This window comes from Bradyrhizobium sediminis, assembly GCF_018736105.1.
Classification (GTDB): Bacteria; Pseudomonadota; Alphaproteobacteria; order Rhizobiales; family Xanthobacteraceae; genus Bradyrhizobium.
This window is the reverse complement of record NZ_CP076135.1, coordinates 2,047,790-2,063,272: the sequence shown is the minus strand read 5'-3', so window position 1 is coordinate 2,063,272 and position 15,483 is coordinate 2,047,790. Positions and strand designations below refer to the sequence as shown.

The following is a 15,483-nucleotide window of genomic DNA, read 5'->3' as shown; positions in this document are numbered from 1 at the left end:
CTTCGCAACCTGCTCTAGAACGCCGGCATGTCCAAAACACCGATACTCAACACGCCACTGCCGTTTGACGAACTGGCCGAAGCCATCCAGGGCCGCCGCTCCGTCTATGGTTACATCAGCGGACTTCGGCTCGACCGCGCCGCCCCTGGCGAAGCCTGGTCGAGCCTGCCGTACCGCCCCGTCTTCGTCGGCGACACCGGGACGGGCGTTCTTCACGGCGGCGTCGTCACCGCCATGCTCGACGAGAGCTGCGGCATGGCCGTCCAGCTCGCGCTCGATGGGACGCGCGCGATCGCCACGCTCGACCTGCGCATCGACTATCAGAAGCCCGCAACGCCCGGCCTCGACATCAAGGCGCATTCGTTTTGCTCCCGCGTAACCCGCTCGATCGCCTTCGTGCGCTCGACGGCCTACCAGGAATCCGAGGACGATCCCGTCGCCACCGCAACGGCCTGCTTCATGATCGGCGCGAACCGGACCAACATGCTTCGGGACCGGGCGATGGAGGATCGCGCACTGCCGACGCTTGAAGCGCCGGAGGATCCGACCGGCCCATTCGCCCAAAGCCCCTTCGCGCGTTGTCTCGGCATCCGCATCGGCGAGGATGGCACGCTGGTCATGCCCTTCTCGCCAAGGATCATCGGCAACCCGATCCTGCCCGCCATCCACGGCGGCATGACCGGCGCCTTCCTCGAAACGGCCGCGATCGTGGGCGTGACGCGCGAACTCGGCGTGTCGCCGCCGAAGCCGATCGGCCTCACCATCAATTATTTGCGCTCCGGCCGCGCGCTGGACAGCTACGCCAACGTGTCGATCGTCAAGCAGGGTCGGCGCGTCGTCGCTTTCGAGGCGCAGGCCTGGCAGGACGATCGGGCCAAGCCCATCGCCTCGGCATTCGGTCATTTCATGCTGAGGCAGGCGCCGGGCGTGGATGAGGAATAGGCCCGTCCTGGCGATTGCGCGCCGTCTCGACAGGCTTCGGCATCCCGGCGTCGATAGGACAGCAACGCTGGCTTGATCGACGTCATCGTGCATGACAGCATTCGCGGCATCGGGGATCGTTGGTCCGACACACTGGCAACGCACCGCGCCTCATTTCAGTGAGACCGTGCGTCCCATGGCGTGGTTAGGCACGGTTACGTTCGACGCCGCTCGACGCAGCACACCTCCACGCAATCACCACGCAACGGCAAGCCGTCAGGGTCATCTCTCTGGCGGCTTGCGTGTGGGCATCGCCTTGTTTTGCAGCGAAGGAGGACCGCATCGACACCACGCAACCCAAGGCATCACTCGATAACTGGCATGTGAAAGCAGGAAACCAAGGGGACCTTGCCATGGCGAATATCGAAGAAACTCCGCGCAAGTGCATTTTGAAAGCAGGCTCGACGACGCTTACGCTCGACAAGGAGTCCGGCAAGGCAACGCTGCAGCAGAAGATGCTGCTGTGGAACAAGAAGCCGGTCGAGTTCGCGCTCTCCGATATCGACGACATCGCGGTGAAGTCGGACGTGGACGGCCTTTCAGGCGCGGCAATCCATCACAGCGTCTTGCACAGGCGCACCGGCGAGATCACGGTCCTGACGACCGAGGAAGCCAAGGACGCCGCCGAAACGGTGAAAAAGCTGCGCGGATTTGCCGGACTCTAGGGTTCAGGAGCAAAACGGTTACCGCTGGGCTTCCGCTTTTGTGCGGACACGGCGGGTTCCTGACGTAATGCTCTTGGTCACCTCAATGAAAATCCCGCGAGGGCGTCAGGATCCGCACATTGCGCGGATGGCGGATTTTCTGGGCCGGGTTGTCGGGATGCTCGCGCGGATCGTCATTGAGCGGTTCGATCAGCGCCGGGCCTGCCGGCACCGGATGTTTTCGGCTGGGCGCGTCGTTGGCGAGCCCGACCAGGTCATGCGAGCGGTCGTATAGCCGTTGCGCGACCAGATGCGTCACCTGTTCCGGGCTGCTCTGGATATAGCCCTCGACCAGAATGAGCCGCGCGCCCATTACTTCTTTTCGGAACTGCTCCATCACCTTCGGCCATACCACGATATTGGCGATGCCGGTTTCGTCCTCCAGCGTCATGAACACCACGCCCTTGGCACTGCCCGGACGCTGCCGCACCAGCACCACGCCGGCGCAGCGCACGCGCTTTTTGTCGTCGGCATGGCAGACGCGTTCGCAGGCAACGACGCCCTCCTTCGCAAACATCGGCCGCAGGAACTCCATCGGGTGGCCCTTCAGCGACAGCCGGATGGTCTGATAGTCGGCCACCACCTGCTCCGGCAGCGGCATCTCGGGCAGCGGACGCGCCTTCTCGTCGGGCTGCTCGCGCGCCACGGCGATTTCGAACAGCGGCAGCGGCACGTCGTCAGGCAGTCGCCGCACCGCCCACAATGCGGCGCGGCGATCGAGTCCGATCGAGCGAAACGCATCGGCATCCGCCAGCAGGATCAGCGCGCGCTTGGGCAAGCCGGTGTCGCGGGCGAAATCCTCCAGCGAAGTGAAGGGGCGGCGGGCCCGCGCGGCGACGATGCGCTCGGCCCAGTCGTCCATCTTCTCGCCCTTGTCATTCCGGGGCGTCGCGCTAGCGACGAACTCAGATGTGCTATCGCACATCTGAGAATCTCGAGATTCCGGGTTCGTCGCTGACGCGGCGCCCCGGAATGACGGAACGCTTCTCTTCAACCTCTCCTCATCCGGATCGATCCAATGAAAGCCGTCGATCTGGCGGAAGCCGAGCCGCACGGCGTGATATTTTCCGCTTCCCTCCTCCAGCGTGTTCTGCGCGTGGCTGAACGACACGTCGACCTCGCGCACCTCGACGCCGTTGTTGCGGGCATCGCCGACGATTTGCGCGGGGGCGTAAAAACCCATCGGCTGCGAATTCAACAGCCCGCAGCAGAATGCATCGGGATGGAAATGCTTCAGCCATGACGAGACATAGACCAGCTGGGCGAAGCTTGCGGCATGGCTTTCCGGAAAACCGTAGCTGCCGAACCCCTTGATCTGGTCGAAACAGTTTTTCGCGAACGTGGGATCGTAGCCACGCGCGATCATGTTGTTGACCATCTTGGATTCGAACTTGCCGATAGTGCCGACGTTGCGGAACGTCGCCATCGCGCGGCGCAGGCCGTTGGCTTCCTCCGAGGTGAACTTCGCGGCCTCGATGGCGATCCGCATCGCCTGTTCCTGGAACAGCGGCACGCCGAGGGTCTTGTGCAGGACCCTGCGCAATTCGTCCTTGTCGCCATGCGCGGGCGATGGCGACGGATAGCTCACTTTCTCGACGCCGTTGCGCCGCCGCAGATAGGGATGCACCATGTCGCCCTGGATCGGACCGGGCCGCACGATGGCGACCTCGATGACGAGGTCGTAAAATATCCGTGGCTTGAGGCGCGGCAGCATGTTCATCTGCGCGCGGCTTTCGACCTGGAACACGCCGAGCGACTCGCCCCGGCACAGCATGTCATAGACCTCGGGCACATCCTGCGGGACCGTCGCCAGTTCGTAGCGTTCGCCCTTGTGATCGGCAATCAGGTCGAAGCATTTGCGGATGCAGGTCAGCATGCCCAGCGCCAGCACGTCGACCTTCATCATGTTCAAGGCGTCGACGTCGTCCTTGTCCCATTCGATGAAGGTGCGGTCGTCCATCGCGGCGTTGCCGATCGGCACATAGCTGTCGAGCCGGTCCTGGGTCAGCACATAACCGCCGACATGCTGCGACAGATGCCGCGGAAATTCGATCAGTTCGGCGGCAAGCTCGACGGCGAGCCCGACCATGGAGTTTTGCGGATCGAGGCCCGCCTGCCTGACCTGCATTTCGTCGAGGCCCTTGCCCCAACTGCCCCACACCGTATCGGCCAGTGCGGCGGTGACATCTTCCGTCAGCCCCAGCGCCTTGCCGACGTCACGGATCGCGCTGCGCGGGCGATAATGAATCACGGTGGCGATGATCGCCGCGCGATGCCGGCCATAGCGGCGGTAGACATACTGCATCACCTCCTCGCGCCGCGAATGCTCGAAATCGACGTCGATGTCGGGCGGCTCCAGCCGTTCCTTGGAAATGAAGCGCTCGAACAGCAGATCGACCTTGGTCGGGTCGACCGAGGTCACGCCGAGCACGTAACAGACGGCCGAGTTCGCCGCCGATCCCCGGCCCTGGCAGAGGATATTCTGGCTGCGCGCATAACGGACGATGTCGTGCACGGTGAGAAAATAATGCGCGTATTTCAGCTTCCGGATCAGCCGCAGTTCCTTGTGCAGGACCTTCCTGGTCTTCGGCGAAATCCGGACCGGGAATCTCTGGTGCGCGCCGGCCCAGGTCAGGTCTTCCAGATGGCGCTGCGCGGTCTTGCCCGGCGGCACCGGCTCGTCGGGATACTGGTATTTGAGCTGATCGAGCGAAAACGTAATGCGATCCGCGAACCGCATGGTTTCCGCGATCGCCTCCGGCGCGTCGCGAAACAGCCGCGCCATTTCGTGTCCCGGCTTGAGGTAGCGTTCGGCATTGGCTTCGAGACGCCGGCCGATGGCGTCGATGGTGGTCTTCTCGCGAATGCAGGTGAGGACATCCTGCAGCGGGCGGCGCGCGGGATGGTGATACAGCACCTCGTTGGTCGCCAGCAGCGGCACCCGGGCGGTGGCGGCGATGCGCTGCAGCCGCGAAAGCCGGCGCCTGTCATCGCCGCGATACAACAGGCTCGCCGCCAGCCACACGCCATCGGCGCGGCTGCGCTGCAACAGGTCCAGCAGCTGAAGCGCCGTTGCCGCCTCGAAGCGATGCGGCAGCGCCAGAACCAGAAGCTGCCCTTCGCTGAATTCGAGGAGATCATCCAGCTTCAGGCGACATTCGCCCTTGTCGGTCTTGTCGGCATCGTCGCCGCGCTTGCCGCGGGTGAGCAACTGGCATAGCCGGCCGTAGGCGGCGCGGTCGCGCGGATAGACCAGGATATCCGGCGTGCCGTCGATAAAGACGAGGCGCGAGCCGACCAGGAGCTTCGGCCGGCATCTGACCTCGGGGTTTTCCAGCTCCTTGTAGGCCCGCACCACGCCGGCCAACGTGTTGTGATCGGCAATGCCGATGGCGGGAAGCCGCAACTCGCTCGCCTGCTGCACATATTCCTGCGGATGCGACCCGCCACGCAGGAACGAGAAATTCGTGGCGATGCCGATCTCGGCATAGGCCATGCCATCCATGCAGCTCATGCGAACAGTCCATGCACGAACCAGTTCGGCTGAGCGATTTCGCCCTCGCGCTGCGCGATCTCGCGATCGTACAAACCGTCGCGGTACAGCCAGAACCGCAGGCCGGCTTCGTCCTCGACGCGGAAATAATCGCGCGTCAGCATCTCGGCCGGGGAACGCCACCATCCCATGGCGACGCGCTCCGGACCTTCGACGCGCATCACCGTATGGGTGGCCCGCCGCCATTGAAACCACGCCGGCGGCCCATCCGGCACTTCCGCGATCACCTTGATCGCTTCCGGCCGCGCGAACAGCCGCAGCGGCCTCAAGGGAGGTTCGCTCTCCGCCCGTGCCGGCCAGTCCGCCTGCTGGGCCGCGGCAAGATGGTGCTGCGCCGGCGCCGCCAGTACCGCGCGTTCGGGAATATGGGTGTCCTGCGGCAGGTGCACGACCACGCGCCGTCCGCCGATCCGCGCGGCGATGCGGTCGATCAGGGCCGCCAGTTCGTCATTGTCGTGCACCTTGGCGTCGAGATCGCGCTGCTGCTGCACGACGATCTCGACGCGGCTGGCCGACAGGCGGATGAGATCGAAACCGAAACCGGGATCGAGCGGATCGTTCAGGGCATCGAGCCGCTCACGAAACAACCGGTCGATCACCTCGGCCTTGGTCACGGGCTGTCCGGTGTCGACCGAAATCGCGCGAACTACTCCGTCGGTGCGGAAGAAATGAGCCTGCAGCCGCCGCGCGCCCTTGCCCTGCCGGTCCATCGCCGCGACCAGCATCCCGGCCAGACGCGACAGCGTTGCCGAGATCACGGCTTCGGTGGCGACCGGTTCGGGAAACCTTTTCTCCACGATGTAATCCGGCAGCGGTTTGCGCGGGCTGATCGGCGCATCGCCCTGCCCCAGCGCGCCTTCCAGCAGGGTGGTGAAATCAGCGCCGAACCTTGCCGTGATCTCGTGACGCGCGCGCGCGGCCACATCGCCGATGGTTTTCAGCCCGGCGCGGCGCAGGCCGCGGGTGATGGCGTCAGCGGCGCCGAGCGCGGACACCGGCAGCGGCCCGACCGCAGCGGCTTCCTCGCCCTCACTGATGATTTTTCCCGAAACATGGCGCGTCATCGTCCGCGCGCAGATCGAGGTACTGGCGATGCCTGCGCTGACGGCAAAGCCGTGCCGCGTCAGCGCGCCGCAGACGATTTCCATCAGCGCGGCCTCGCCGCCGAACAGATGGGCGCAGCCGGTGATGTCGAGAAACAGGCCATACGGGGGATCGAGCGCCACCAGCGGCGTGAAGCGGTCGCACCAACAGGCTATGTCGTCCAGCGCCCTGGCGTCGGCCGCCTCATCGGCATCGAACACTGTTATTTGCGGACAGATGGCGCGGGCATTGGCGAGCGGCAGGCCGATCGAAAGCCCGAGGCGCGCGGCGGCGTCATCGAGCGCAAAAATCTGCAACGCGTTGTTTTGCCTGGCGACGACGATGCTGGGTTCGCTATTACCCGGCGCGGCGCTGTCGCGCGCGAGCTGGCGCTTGATGCGGTCGATGGGCAGGCGCGGCAGCCACAGGCTGAGGATACGCCGCCGGTTTCTCGAAAAGGCACTCATCACATTTCCATTCCATGATCCACCGCCCGACCGGGCCATGACGGTTGCGGACGAGCTGCGCGTCGAACACCGGCGCGCCCCACGCGCTGCAGAGGGAGGCGGGCGGCGAATGCGCCGCGCGCACGATCCATCGCGTCTCCGCCGTCGAGGGCTGTGGTTCCGCCGCCACCCGCAGTACTAATCCGGTAACTCCGGAGGCCTGCGCCGCCAGCGTCAGCTTGCGGCTGGCGACGAGATCGAGCTGTCGTGTTTCGCCCCAGACTTCCAGCACCACGGCGCCGAGCGCATCGCAGGCCAGCGCGTCGGCGGCGGTGCGCAATGCGGCGTCGATGTCGGCGGCACGCACCGTCACCACGCGGCGCGGATCGAGGCCGAGTTCGGCCAGCCCGCTCATCGACAACGCGCCGGATTCGATCTCGGTGAAATCCTGCCGTACCCACACCAGAGGCCGCCGCGCCGCCGCCCGCCCTGCAAGGCCTGCGATGAAGCCCGTCGCCGCGGCGCTCTGCCGTCCCTCGGCGAATACCTCGTGCATGGCGGCCAGCGCGAGACCGCCCTGCAGCATCGCATCCGCATCCGCATGCCCGAGCGCGACGCGCGCCGGCGCGGTGGCGTCGGCATGGGCCTCGATGCGCTCGATGCTGCCGCGCAAACTCGCAAGCGTGTTCGTGCGTGCGCCGCTCATGCGCCGCTCCTCTGGGATGGTGGCCGCCGCCGGTTCAGGAGAGAACCAGCGGCCGGTCCATTTGTTCATGATATGTTCTAATATAAAGCTAATAGGCCCTGCGGAGTCAATCAGGATCCGCATTCACGATTTTCGTTAACAATCCCAATGGGATGGAAAGGAGCCTTCGACACCCTGCCCGCATTGGCTCCCGGCTCGGCGCAGTGATAGCCTTAACGGCAAGCGGGAAACGCCCATGACCCCAGCGTCTCACCCCTCCGGCGTCAGCCTCGAAGCCTTGCGCGAGGAGGCCGCCGGCTGTCGCGCTTGTCCGCTCTGGAAAGATGCGACCCAGACCGTGTTCGGCGAAGGCCCGCCGCATGCATCCCTGATGCTGGTCGGCGAGCAGCCCGGGGACAAGGAAGACCTCGCCGGCAGGCCGTTCGTGGGGCCTGCAGGAGTGATGCTCGACCGTGCATTGGAACAAGTCGGCATCGACCGCAAGAAGGTCTACGTCACCAACGCGGTGAAGCATTTCAAATTCTTGGCTCGCGGGAAAATCCGCCTGCACCAGAAGCCGACGACGCCTGAAATCAGGGCTTGCCGGCCATGGTACGAACGCGAACTCAAGTCGATCAAACCCGATCTGGTGGTGGCGATGGGCGCCACCGCGGCGCAAAGCGTGTTCGGCAAGATCACGCCGATCAACAGGAGCCGCGGCCGGCTGATCGATCTCGACGACGGCGCCAAGGCGCTGGTGACGGTGCATCCGTCCTATCTGTTGCGGCTGCCGGATGCGGCCGCCAAGGCGCGGGAATATCAGCGCTTCGTCGATGATCTCGAGATTGCCGCCGATCTCATGAGAAAATTGGCGCGCGCAGCGTAAGGATATGCACACCATTCAGGCACGAGATTCGCCGCAAGGATTTGACATTCATTCGCACAACCTTTAATTGTAAGTATATTAGCGCCGTGACGTTCTCAGGGGTCGGCGCGCTGCGTGGCGGCCCTAGCCCCGGACGCTGCACAGCGCGCCGCTCTTGCGGCGCGACAATCCCGCCATGTTCCGCTTCACCGCGATATCAGCCGCGCCATCAACGTCGTGCGACGCTGACGGCTCACGCCGCCAGCGTGTTCTCGACCAGCTTGATCCAGTATGACGTGCCGTAGACGATGGCGTCGTCGTTGAAGTTGTAGGCGGGATGGTGCAGGCCGGCGCTGTCGCCATTGCCGCAGAAGATGAACGCCCCCGGACGCGCCTCCAGCATGTAGGCGAAATCCTCTGCGCCCATCAGCGGCGGCATTTCATGCACGTTGCCGTCACCGGCAATTTCCTTCGCCACCTGGATCGCGAAATCGGTCTGTGAGGCGTGATTGATCACGACCGGATAGCCGCGTTCGTAGACTAGATCGATCCTGGCGCCGGTCATCTGCGCCACACCCGCAACCACCTCGCGCACCCGCTTCTCGATCAGTTCCCTCACCTCGGCCGTCAGGGTGCGGACGGTGCCCCGCAGTTCCGCAGTCTGCGGGATCACGTTGCGGGCGTTGCCGGCGTGGAATTCGCACATCGAAATCACGGCCGATTCCAGCGGATCGATGGTGCGCGCGACGATCGACTGCAAGGCGTTGATGAGCTGCGCGCCGACCAGGACGGAATCGATGCATTTGTGCGGCCGCGCGGCGTGGCCGCCGAGCCCTTCGATCCGGATGTCGATGGAATCGGTCGCCGCCATGATCGGTCCCTGCCGAATCGCGAAGGAACCGATTGGGATTCCCGGGCCGTTATGCATGCCGTAGACCTGATCGATGCCGAAGCGGTCCATCAGGCCGTCCTTGATCATCGCGGCGGCGCCGGCGCCGCCCTCCTCCGCCGGCTGAAAGATCACCACCGCATCGCCGGCGAAATTCCGGGTCTCGGCGAGGTACCGCGCCGCACCCAGCAGCATCGCAGTGTGCCCGTCATGGCCGCAGGCGTGCATCTTGCCCGGCGTCTTGGAGGCGTATGGCAGATCGGTCTCCTCCTCGATCGGCAGCGCGTCCATGTCGGCGCGCAGCCCGATCACCTTGACCTCGCCCTTGCCGGCGGGCTTGCGGCCCTTGATGACGCCGACCACGCCGGTGACGCCGAGGCCGGTGGCGACCTCGTCGCAGCCGAATTCACGCAACCGGTCCGCCACGAATGCCGCAGTGCGGTGAACGTCGTAGAGCAATTCGGGGTTTTCATGGATATCGCGGCGCCAGGCCTGGATATCGGGTTGCAGATCGGCGACGCGGTTGACGATTGGCATGGGAAAAATCTCGGTTGGTTAGAGTGCTTTGTCCTGTCTAGCATGCAAGGACCGATCCACCCAATACTCCTCCGCGCTGTACAGCGGGCGGCAGCGACGGTATGGGCTTTGACGCCCGGGGTGGGCGGCGTGGTGATGGCAAATGAAGCGGCTCGAAGGTGATTTTGACTATATCGTCGTCGGCGCAGGCACCGCCGGCTGCATCGTCGCCAACCGGCTGTCGGCCGATCCCAACAACCGCGTCTTGATCCTGGAGGCCGGCGGCAACGACAACTGGATCTGGTTTCACATCCCGGTCGGCTATCTCTTCGCGATCGGCAATCCCCGTTCGGACTGGATGTTCCGGACCGAACCCGAACCCGGGCTCAACGGCCGTTCGCTGGCCTATCCCCGCGGCAGGGTGATCGGAGGCTGCTCCGCCATCAACGCCATGATCTCGATGCGGGGACAAGCCGCCGACTACGATCACTGGCGCCAGCTCGGCCTTGCCGGCTGGGGCTATGACGACGTGCTGCCGGCGTTCCGGCGGCTGGAGGATCATTTCCTTGGGCCAAGCGAGCATCATGGCTCAGGCGGCGGCTGGCGGATCGAAGCGCCGCGATTGTCCTGGGCCATCCTCGACGCGGTCGGCGATGCCGCGGAAGAAATGGGCATCCGCAAGATTTCGGATTTCAACACCGGCGACAATGAGGGCGTCGGCTATTTCCATGTCAACCAGAAGCGCGGGCGCCGCTGGTCTTCCGCGCGGGGCTTTTTGAAGCCCGCGTTGACGCGTCCCAACCTGCGTCTGGAAAAGAACGTGCTGGTTGATCGCCTGATCGTCGAGAACGGCCGCGCGGTCGGCGTGCGATTCATGCAGGGCGGCGAGGTCGTCGAGGCCCGCACCAAGGGCGAAGTGATCTTGAGCGCCGGCTCGATCGGCTCGATCCAGGTGCTGCACCGCTCCGGTATCGGCCCGGCCGACTGGCTGGCGCCGCTCGGCATCAATGTCGTGCTCGACCGCCAGGGCGTCGGACGCAATCTGCAGGATCATCTGCAGCAGCGCGCGATCTACAAGGTGAGCGGCGTACGCACCCTCAACGAGACCTATTACTCGCTGTTCCGGCGCGGCCTGATGGGCCTCGACTATGCGTTCCGCCGCCGCGGCCCGCTTACCATGGCGCCGTCGCAGCTCGGCATCTTCACGCGCTCGGACGCTACCCGCGAGCGCGCCAACATCCAGTTCCACGTACAGCCGCTGTCGCTCGACAAGTTCGGCGATCCGCTGCACCGCTTCCCTGCAATCACCGTGAGCGCCTGCAATCTGCGGCCGACGTCGCGCGGCACCGTGCGCATCCGCTCGGCTCAGCCCGACCAGGCGCCGGCGATCGCGCCGAACTACCTGTCGACCGCCGAAGACCGCGAGGTCGCCGCCGACGCCATCCGCGCCACGCGACGGCTGATGAAGCAGCCGGTGCTCGAACAGTATCATCCGGAAGAATATCTGCCGGGCCCGTCGGTCGGCGATGACGATGCCTCGCTGGCGAAAGCCGCCGGCGATATCGGCACCACGATCTTCCACCCCGTCGGCACTGCGAAAATGGGCACGGCCAGCGATCCCCTGGCCGTGGTCGATGAGCGGCTGCGCTTTCACGGACTTGCCGGCCTGCGCGTGGTCGATGCCTCGATCATGCCGACGATCACGTCGGGGAATACCAACACCCCGACCGCGATGATCGCCGACATGGGCGCTGCGATGATTTTGAAGGATTCGCGTACGTAACCCGGATAAACCCAGCGAAATCCGGGGCCGGTCTCGCGATTATTCCCGGATGGCGCTTCGCTCCATCCGAGCTACGATTTTTTCGCTCACGAAATCGTCATCGCCGCTATCTGCTGGCCCGTCAATTCCGGGAATAAACCCCGCCCCCGCCCGATCAAGCCCCTCGGAAACCCAATCAAGGGACCATGGAGGTTTATCATGAGCGACCACGACCACGATGACCACGGCCACGGCGTCAGCCGCCGCCGCGTGCTGGAATGCATGACCTGGGCCGGCACCGGCGTGCTCTGGACCATTTCCGGCGGCGTGCCCCGCTCGCTCGGCCTGGTCGGCTCCGCGCAGGCCGCCGAGCCGGCCGGCCTGACCTTCCTGCAGATCAGCGACAGCCATATCGGCTTCGACAAACCGGCCAATCCGAACGCGATCGGCACGCTCGAGCAAGCCATCAACCAGATCAAGGCGATGCCGAAAAAACCGTCGTTCATGATTCACACCGGCGACATCACCCATCTGTCGAAGGCGGCTGAGTTCGATAACGCCGAACGCATCATTTCGCAGGCCAAGCTCGACGTGCACTACGTGCCCGGCGAACACGATTTCATCGATGAAGAGGTCAAGCTCTACAAGGAACGCTACGGCAAAGGCACCAAGGGCGCCGGCTGGTATTCGTTCGACTCCAACGGAGTCCACTTCATCGGCCTCGTCAACGTGGTCGACCTCAAGGCCGGCGGCCTCGGCAATCTCGGCTCCGAGCAGCTGGAATGGCTGGAGGACGATCTCAAGAGCCGTTCGAAATCGACGCCGATCGTGGTGTTCGCCCACATCCCGCTGTGGACGGTGTATCCGACCTGGGGCTGGGGCACCGAGGACGGCGCGCGTGCGCTCGACTACCTCAAGGGTTTTGGCTCGGTCACCGTGTTGAACGGCCACATCCACCAGGTGATGCAGAAGGTCGAGGGCAACGTCACCTTCCACACCGCGCGCTCGACCGCATTCCCGCAGCCGGCGCCCGGCACCGCGCCCTCGCCCGGGCCGATGAAGGTCCCCGACGACAAGCTGCGCACCCTGCTCGGCGTCGCCAGCATCAACTTCAAGCCCGGCGAGCAGCGGCTCGCGATCATCGACACGCCGCTGCAGGGCTGAAGGGAATTTCGTGATGGTATCCGTAACTCTCCGCGGCCTTGGCATGCGATCCGCCATCGCCGCGACCATTCTTTCCCTGTACCTCGGCGGCGCTCACGCCGAGGAGACGGCGGTCATGATCGACAATTTCACCTTCGAGCCGCAACAGCTCAACGTGAAGGTCGGCACGACGGTGACCTGGAAGAATCGCGATGACATTCCGCACACGGTGGTCTCCGCGGGCAAGTTCAGGTCGAAAACGCTGGATACCGACGACAGCTTCTCGTTCACGTTCACGTCAGCGGGCGATTACAAGTATTTTTGCTCGCTGCATCCGCACATGACCGGGATGATCAGGGTTGAGTAGCGAGCGAAACCAAGGCATCACTGCGATGCCCGGCCGGTGGATGGCAACCGGCCGGGCGTCAGCAGCTTCTGCAAGAGCCGGGCAACAGGCGATGCCGGTCGACGCTCCGGATAACGATCCCGAGAAGGCACGGCGCTTTCGCGATGCGGCGCTGCCGTATCTCGACGACGTCTATACGCTGGCGCGCTATTTGCTCCGCGACGCCACCGAGGCCGAGGATGCGGTGCAGGAATGTTTTTTGCGCGCCCTGAAACATTTCGACAGTTATCGCGGGCCGGCCATGAAACCCTGGCTGTTTGCGATCCTGCGCAATGTCTGCCGCGCCGAATTTGCCAGGCGCGCGAATTCGCCGGCCACCACCATCGACGACCTGCCGGATGAAACCGCGCAGACGCTGCTCTGGCACGAAGCGCAGGAAACGCCCGAAACGCAGATGGTGCGCCGCTGGGATTCCGACACCATCCGGCGGCTGGTCGCAGCCCTCGCCGAACCGTTCCGGGAGACCTTTGTCTTACGGGAAATCCAGAGCTTGTCTTACCGCGAGATCGCCGATGTCGCCGAAGTGCCCGTCGGCACCGTGATGTCCCGTCTCGCGCGCGCCCGCGCCTTGCTGCGATCGGCATGGCTGGCGGAACAGGAGTCATTGAAATGACCTGCGACGAGGCTGAAATCCTGCTGCACGCGCTGATCGACGGCGAACTCGACGCCGGCCACGCGCGCGAGGTCGAGAACCATATCGCGACCTGCCCACGCTGCGCGGCGCTGCTGCGGGACTACCGCGACATCAGCCAGGCAGTCGCTGCCGCCGATGTAGGCTTCAAGGCGCCGCAGGAACTGCGCCGGCGCATCGAAGCCTCGTTGCCGCAAACCAAGGCGCCGAGCCGGCGCGCGGTGCTCAAGGGCTTTGCGCTTGGATCCGCGGTCTCGGCGATCGCCGCTACCGGCCTCGTCGCTATCGTGCTGCGCAGCGACGACGAGGCGCGCATCCAGTCCGAGGTGGTGTCGGCGCATCTGCGCTCGTTGCAGGCGGGACATCTCACCGACGTATTGTCGACCGACCAGCACACGGTCAAACCGTGGTTCAACGGCAAGCTCGACGTGGCGCCGCCGGTGGTCGACCTCACCGCGCTGGGTTTTACCCTGGTCGGCGGCCGGCTCGATTACGTCGACACCCGCCCGATCGGCGCCATCGTCTACCGCCGCCGCTCGCATGTCATCAACCTGTTCGTGGCGCAAACCGCCAGCACCGAACGCCGCGCCGCCAAAATCGAAACGCTGCAGGGCTTCAACATCCGGCGCTGGAGCGAACGCGGCCTGCACTTCTGGGCGGTCAGCGACATCGCTTCCGATGAACTCGGCGAGTTCGGCGAGAAGTTCGAGAGCGCACTGCGCAGCGGGAGCGCGGGGTAATTTCAAGGCCGTCGTCGCGGCGAACGCCGGGATCCGCACGCCACGGCCAATCGGCAAGACGCCAGTGTCAAACATCTTCCCGCACAATGAACGTCGGTGACTATGCGTCCCGGCGTTCGCCGCGACGACGCGGAGCAGATGCGTTCATACGCGCTATCGTGCTATCTCAATATTGCTCAGCCATCGGCAGCAACGCTCCATGATCAAGATCGTCGAGCGATAACGAACCTTTAACTTTGATCCAACCTGCAATCATCCGTGCGACGAAAGAGTGACTATTGACATCGGGAAGCGCACGAGCAATCTAAGGTTGTTACGTTTGTTGACTCAGATCTGACCTGCGCGACCAAGTTGATGGTGGTCTCCAAATGAACTGTACGGTCCGATGAGACGAATGAACGAAGTCACGGCACGTTATGCCAGACGCTTCAAGACCGTGCTCTTCGCGATGCTTCTCCTTGTCAGCGAGTGTGCGTCAACGTCATGGGCAGCAATCTACCAAACTGGCCCGTTTCGGAGTGTCTGCAGCTCGGTTGAGATTTCGGCGGAGCCGGAGGTGTTTCAACGCTTTGCACATGCAACCGTCAATGAAATTGTCGCGCGCACGATCGAAGCGCGCTTGCGCACGCTGGGGCTTACCTATCCGGTCCTCGCAGGACCGGATTGTCTGAGGGAACGCGCAAGCGCGCCGCGGCAGTTGAGCCTCCAGTTCTATGCGCGTGCGGTTTCCGACCCCGAACACCCCCGCCGGCTGCTCATCTCCTTGATCATGCACAGCTACTACAAGGATACGACGGCGGAAGGCCCTTACCATCGCGATATCCCAAGGGCACACCACGAGTTCCCAACGGAAGTGAGTTTCTGCCCTGCCGAAACCGATCCTTCAAGCTGCCTGACTGATCGCGTGATCAACTACTTCGACGCGACCATGCTGAAAATCATTGAACGCGCTCAAGAACTCCAAAAAGGGAGACGATGATGACGGCAGCCCAGACTATCACCGAGCTCCTTACCGGCTACAAATGGCCAACCACCAGAATCTTTAACTTTCATCCAACGTGAAATCAGACGTGCGACAC

General features: G+C 64.2%; 12 protein-coding genes and 1 pseudogene. 9 read left to right on the top strand and 4 right to left on the bottom strand.

The genetic code is table 11. The annotated features are described in order from the left end of the window. The first annotated feature begins 27 nt into the window (after positions 1-27). Both KMZ68_RS09830 and KMZ68_RS09825 read left to right on the top strand, forming a co-directional pair. The gene (locus KMZ68_RS09830; RefSeq protein WP_215615580.1) at positions 28-942 is read left to right on the top strand and encodes a hotdog domain-containing protein; all 915 of its coding nucleotides are present in this window, start codon (positions 28-30) and stop codon (positions 940-942) included. A gap of 281 nt (positions 943-1,223) precedes the next feature. After that, positions 1,224-1,646, top strand: a complete 423-nt coding sequence (locus KMZ68_RS09825) for a hypothetical protein (RefSeq protein ID WP_215615579.1) — start codon at positions 1,224-1,226, stop codon at positions 1,644-1,646. Between the two features lie 82 nt (positions 1,647-1,728). Here the strand turns inward: KMZ68_RS09825 and KMZ68_RS09820 are convergent, their stop codons facing one another. From KMZ68_RS09820 to KMZ68_RS09810, 3 genes are read right to left on the bottom strand one after another with little or no spacing between them, the layout of a single operon-like run. Then, a complete protein-coding gene (locus KMZ68_RS09820) occupies positions 1,729-5,190 on the bottom strand; it encodes an error-prone DNA polymerase (RefSeq protein WP_215616274.1) in 3,462 nt (1,153 codons plus the stop codon). Positions 5,191-5,195: 5 nt separating this feature from the next. Next, entirely contained in the window at positions 5,196-6,788 is a 1,593-nt protein-coding gene (locus KMZ68_RS09815) for a Y-family DNA polymerase (protein ID WP_215615578.1), read from the bottom strand. After that, positions 6,679-7,473 (bottom strand): ImuA family protein, encoded by a 795-nt coding sequence (locus tag KMZ68_RS09810; protein ID WP_215616273.1) that lies wholly within the window; start codon positions 7,471-7,473, stop codon positions 6,679-6,681. Before KMZ68_RS09810 ends, KMZ68_RS09815 begins: the two co-directional genes overlap by 110 nt. Positions 7,474-7,699: 226 nt before the next feature. Here KMZ68_RS09810 and KMZ68_RS09805 point away from each other — a divergent pair. After that, positions 7,700-8,338, top strand: a pseudogene (locus tag KMZ68_RS09805) (UdgX family uracil-DNA binding protein); the annotation flags it as partial. Positions 8,339-8,570: 232 nt separating this feature from the next. Here KMZ68_RS09805 and KMZ68_RS09800 read toward each other — a convergent pair. Further along, positions 8,571-9,743 carry a M20 aminoacylase family protein gene (locus tag KMZ68_RS09800; RefSeq protein ID WP_215615576.1) on the bottom strand — a complete coding sequence of 391 codons (1,173 nt, stop codon included), beginning with the start codon at positions 9,741-9,743 and terminating at the stop codon, positions 8,571-8,573. 142 nt (positions 9,744-9,885) lie between these two features. On the opposite strand from KMZ68_RS09800, the gene KMZ68_RS09795 reads away from it, so the two are divergent. The 6 genes from KMZ68_RS09795 to KMZ68_RS09770 all read left to right on the top strand — a co-directional run bounded on the left by KMZ68_RS09795 (position 9,886) and on the right by KMZ68_RS09770 (position 15,383). Beyond that, positions 9,886-11,505: a GMC family oxidoreductase gene (locus KMZ68_RS09795; protein WP_215615575.1), complete on the top strand. Its 1,620-nt coding sequence runs from the start codon at positions 9,886-9,888 to the stop codon at positions 11,503-11,505. Positions 11,506-11,703: 198 nt separating this feature from the next. Then, a complete protein-coding gene (locus tag KMZ68_RS09790) occupies positions 11,704-12,648 on the top strand; it encodes a metallophosphoesterase family protein (RefSeq protein ID WP_215615574.1) in 945 nt (314 codons plus the stop codon). 13 nt (positions 12,649-12,661) lie between these two features. Beyond that, entirely contained in the window at positions 12,662-12,994 is a 333-nt protein-coding gene (locus tag KMZ68_RS09785; protein WP_215615573.1) for a cupredoxin domain-containing protein, read from the top strand. Between the two features lie 91 nt (positions 12,995-13,085). After that, on the top strand, positions 13,086-13,646 hold the full coding sequence (locus KMZ68_RS09780) for a sigma-70 family RNA polymerase sigma factor (protein ID WP_215615572.1): 561 nt from the start codon (positions 13,086-13,088) through the stop codon (positions 13,644-13,646). After that, complete coding sequence (locus KMZ68_RS09775; RefSeq protein WP_215615571.1) at positions 13,643-14,404, top strand: anti-sigma factor family protein; 762 nt, start codon at positions 13,643-13,645, stop codon at positions 14,402-14,404. The genes KMZ68_RS09780 and KMZ68_RS09775 overlap by 4 nt, the downstream gene beginning before the upstream one ends. Before the next feature lie 394 nt (positions 14,405-14,798). Beyond that, positions 14,799-15,383 (top strand): hypothetical protein, encoded by a 585-nt coding sequence (locus KMZ68_RS09770; protein WP_215615570.1) that lies wholly within the window; start codon positions 14,799-14,801, stop codon positions 15,381-15,383. Positions 15,384-15,483 lie beyond the last annotated feature (100 nt).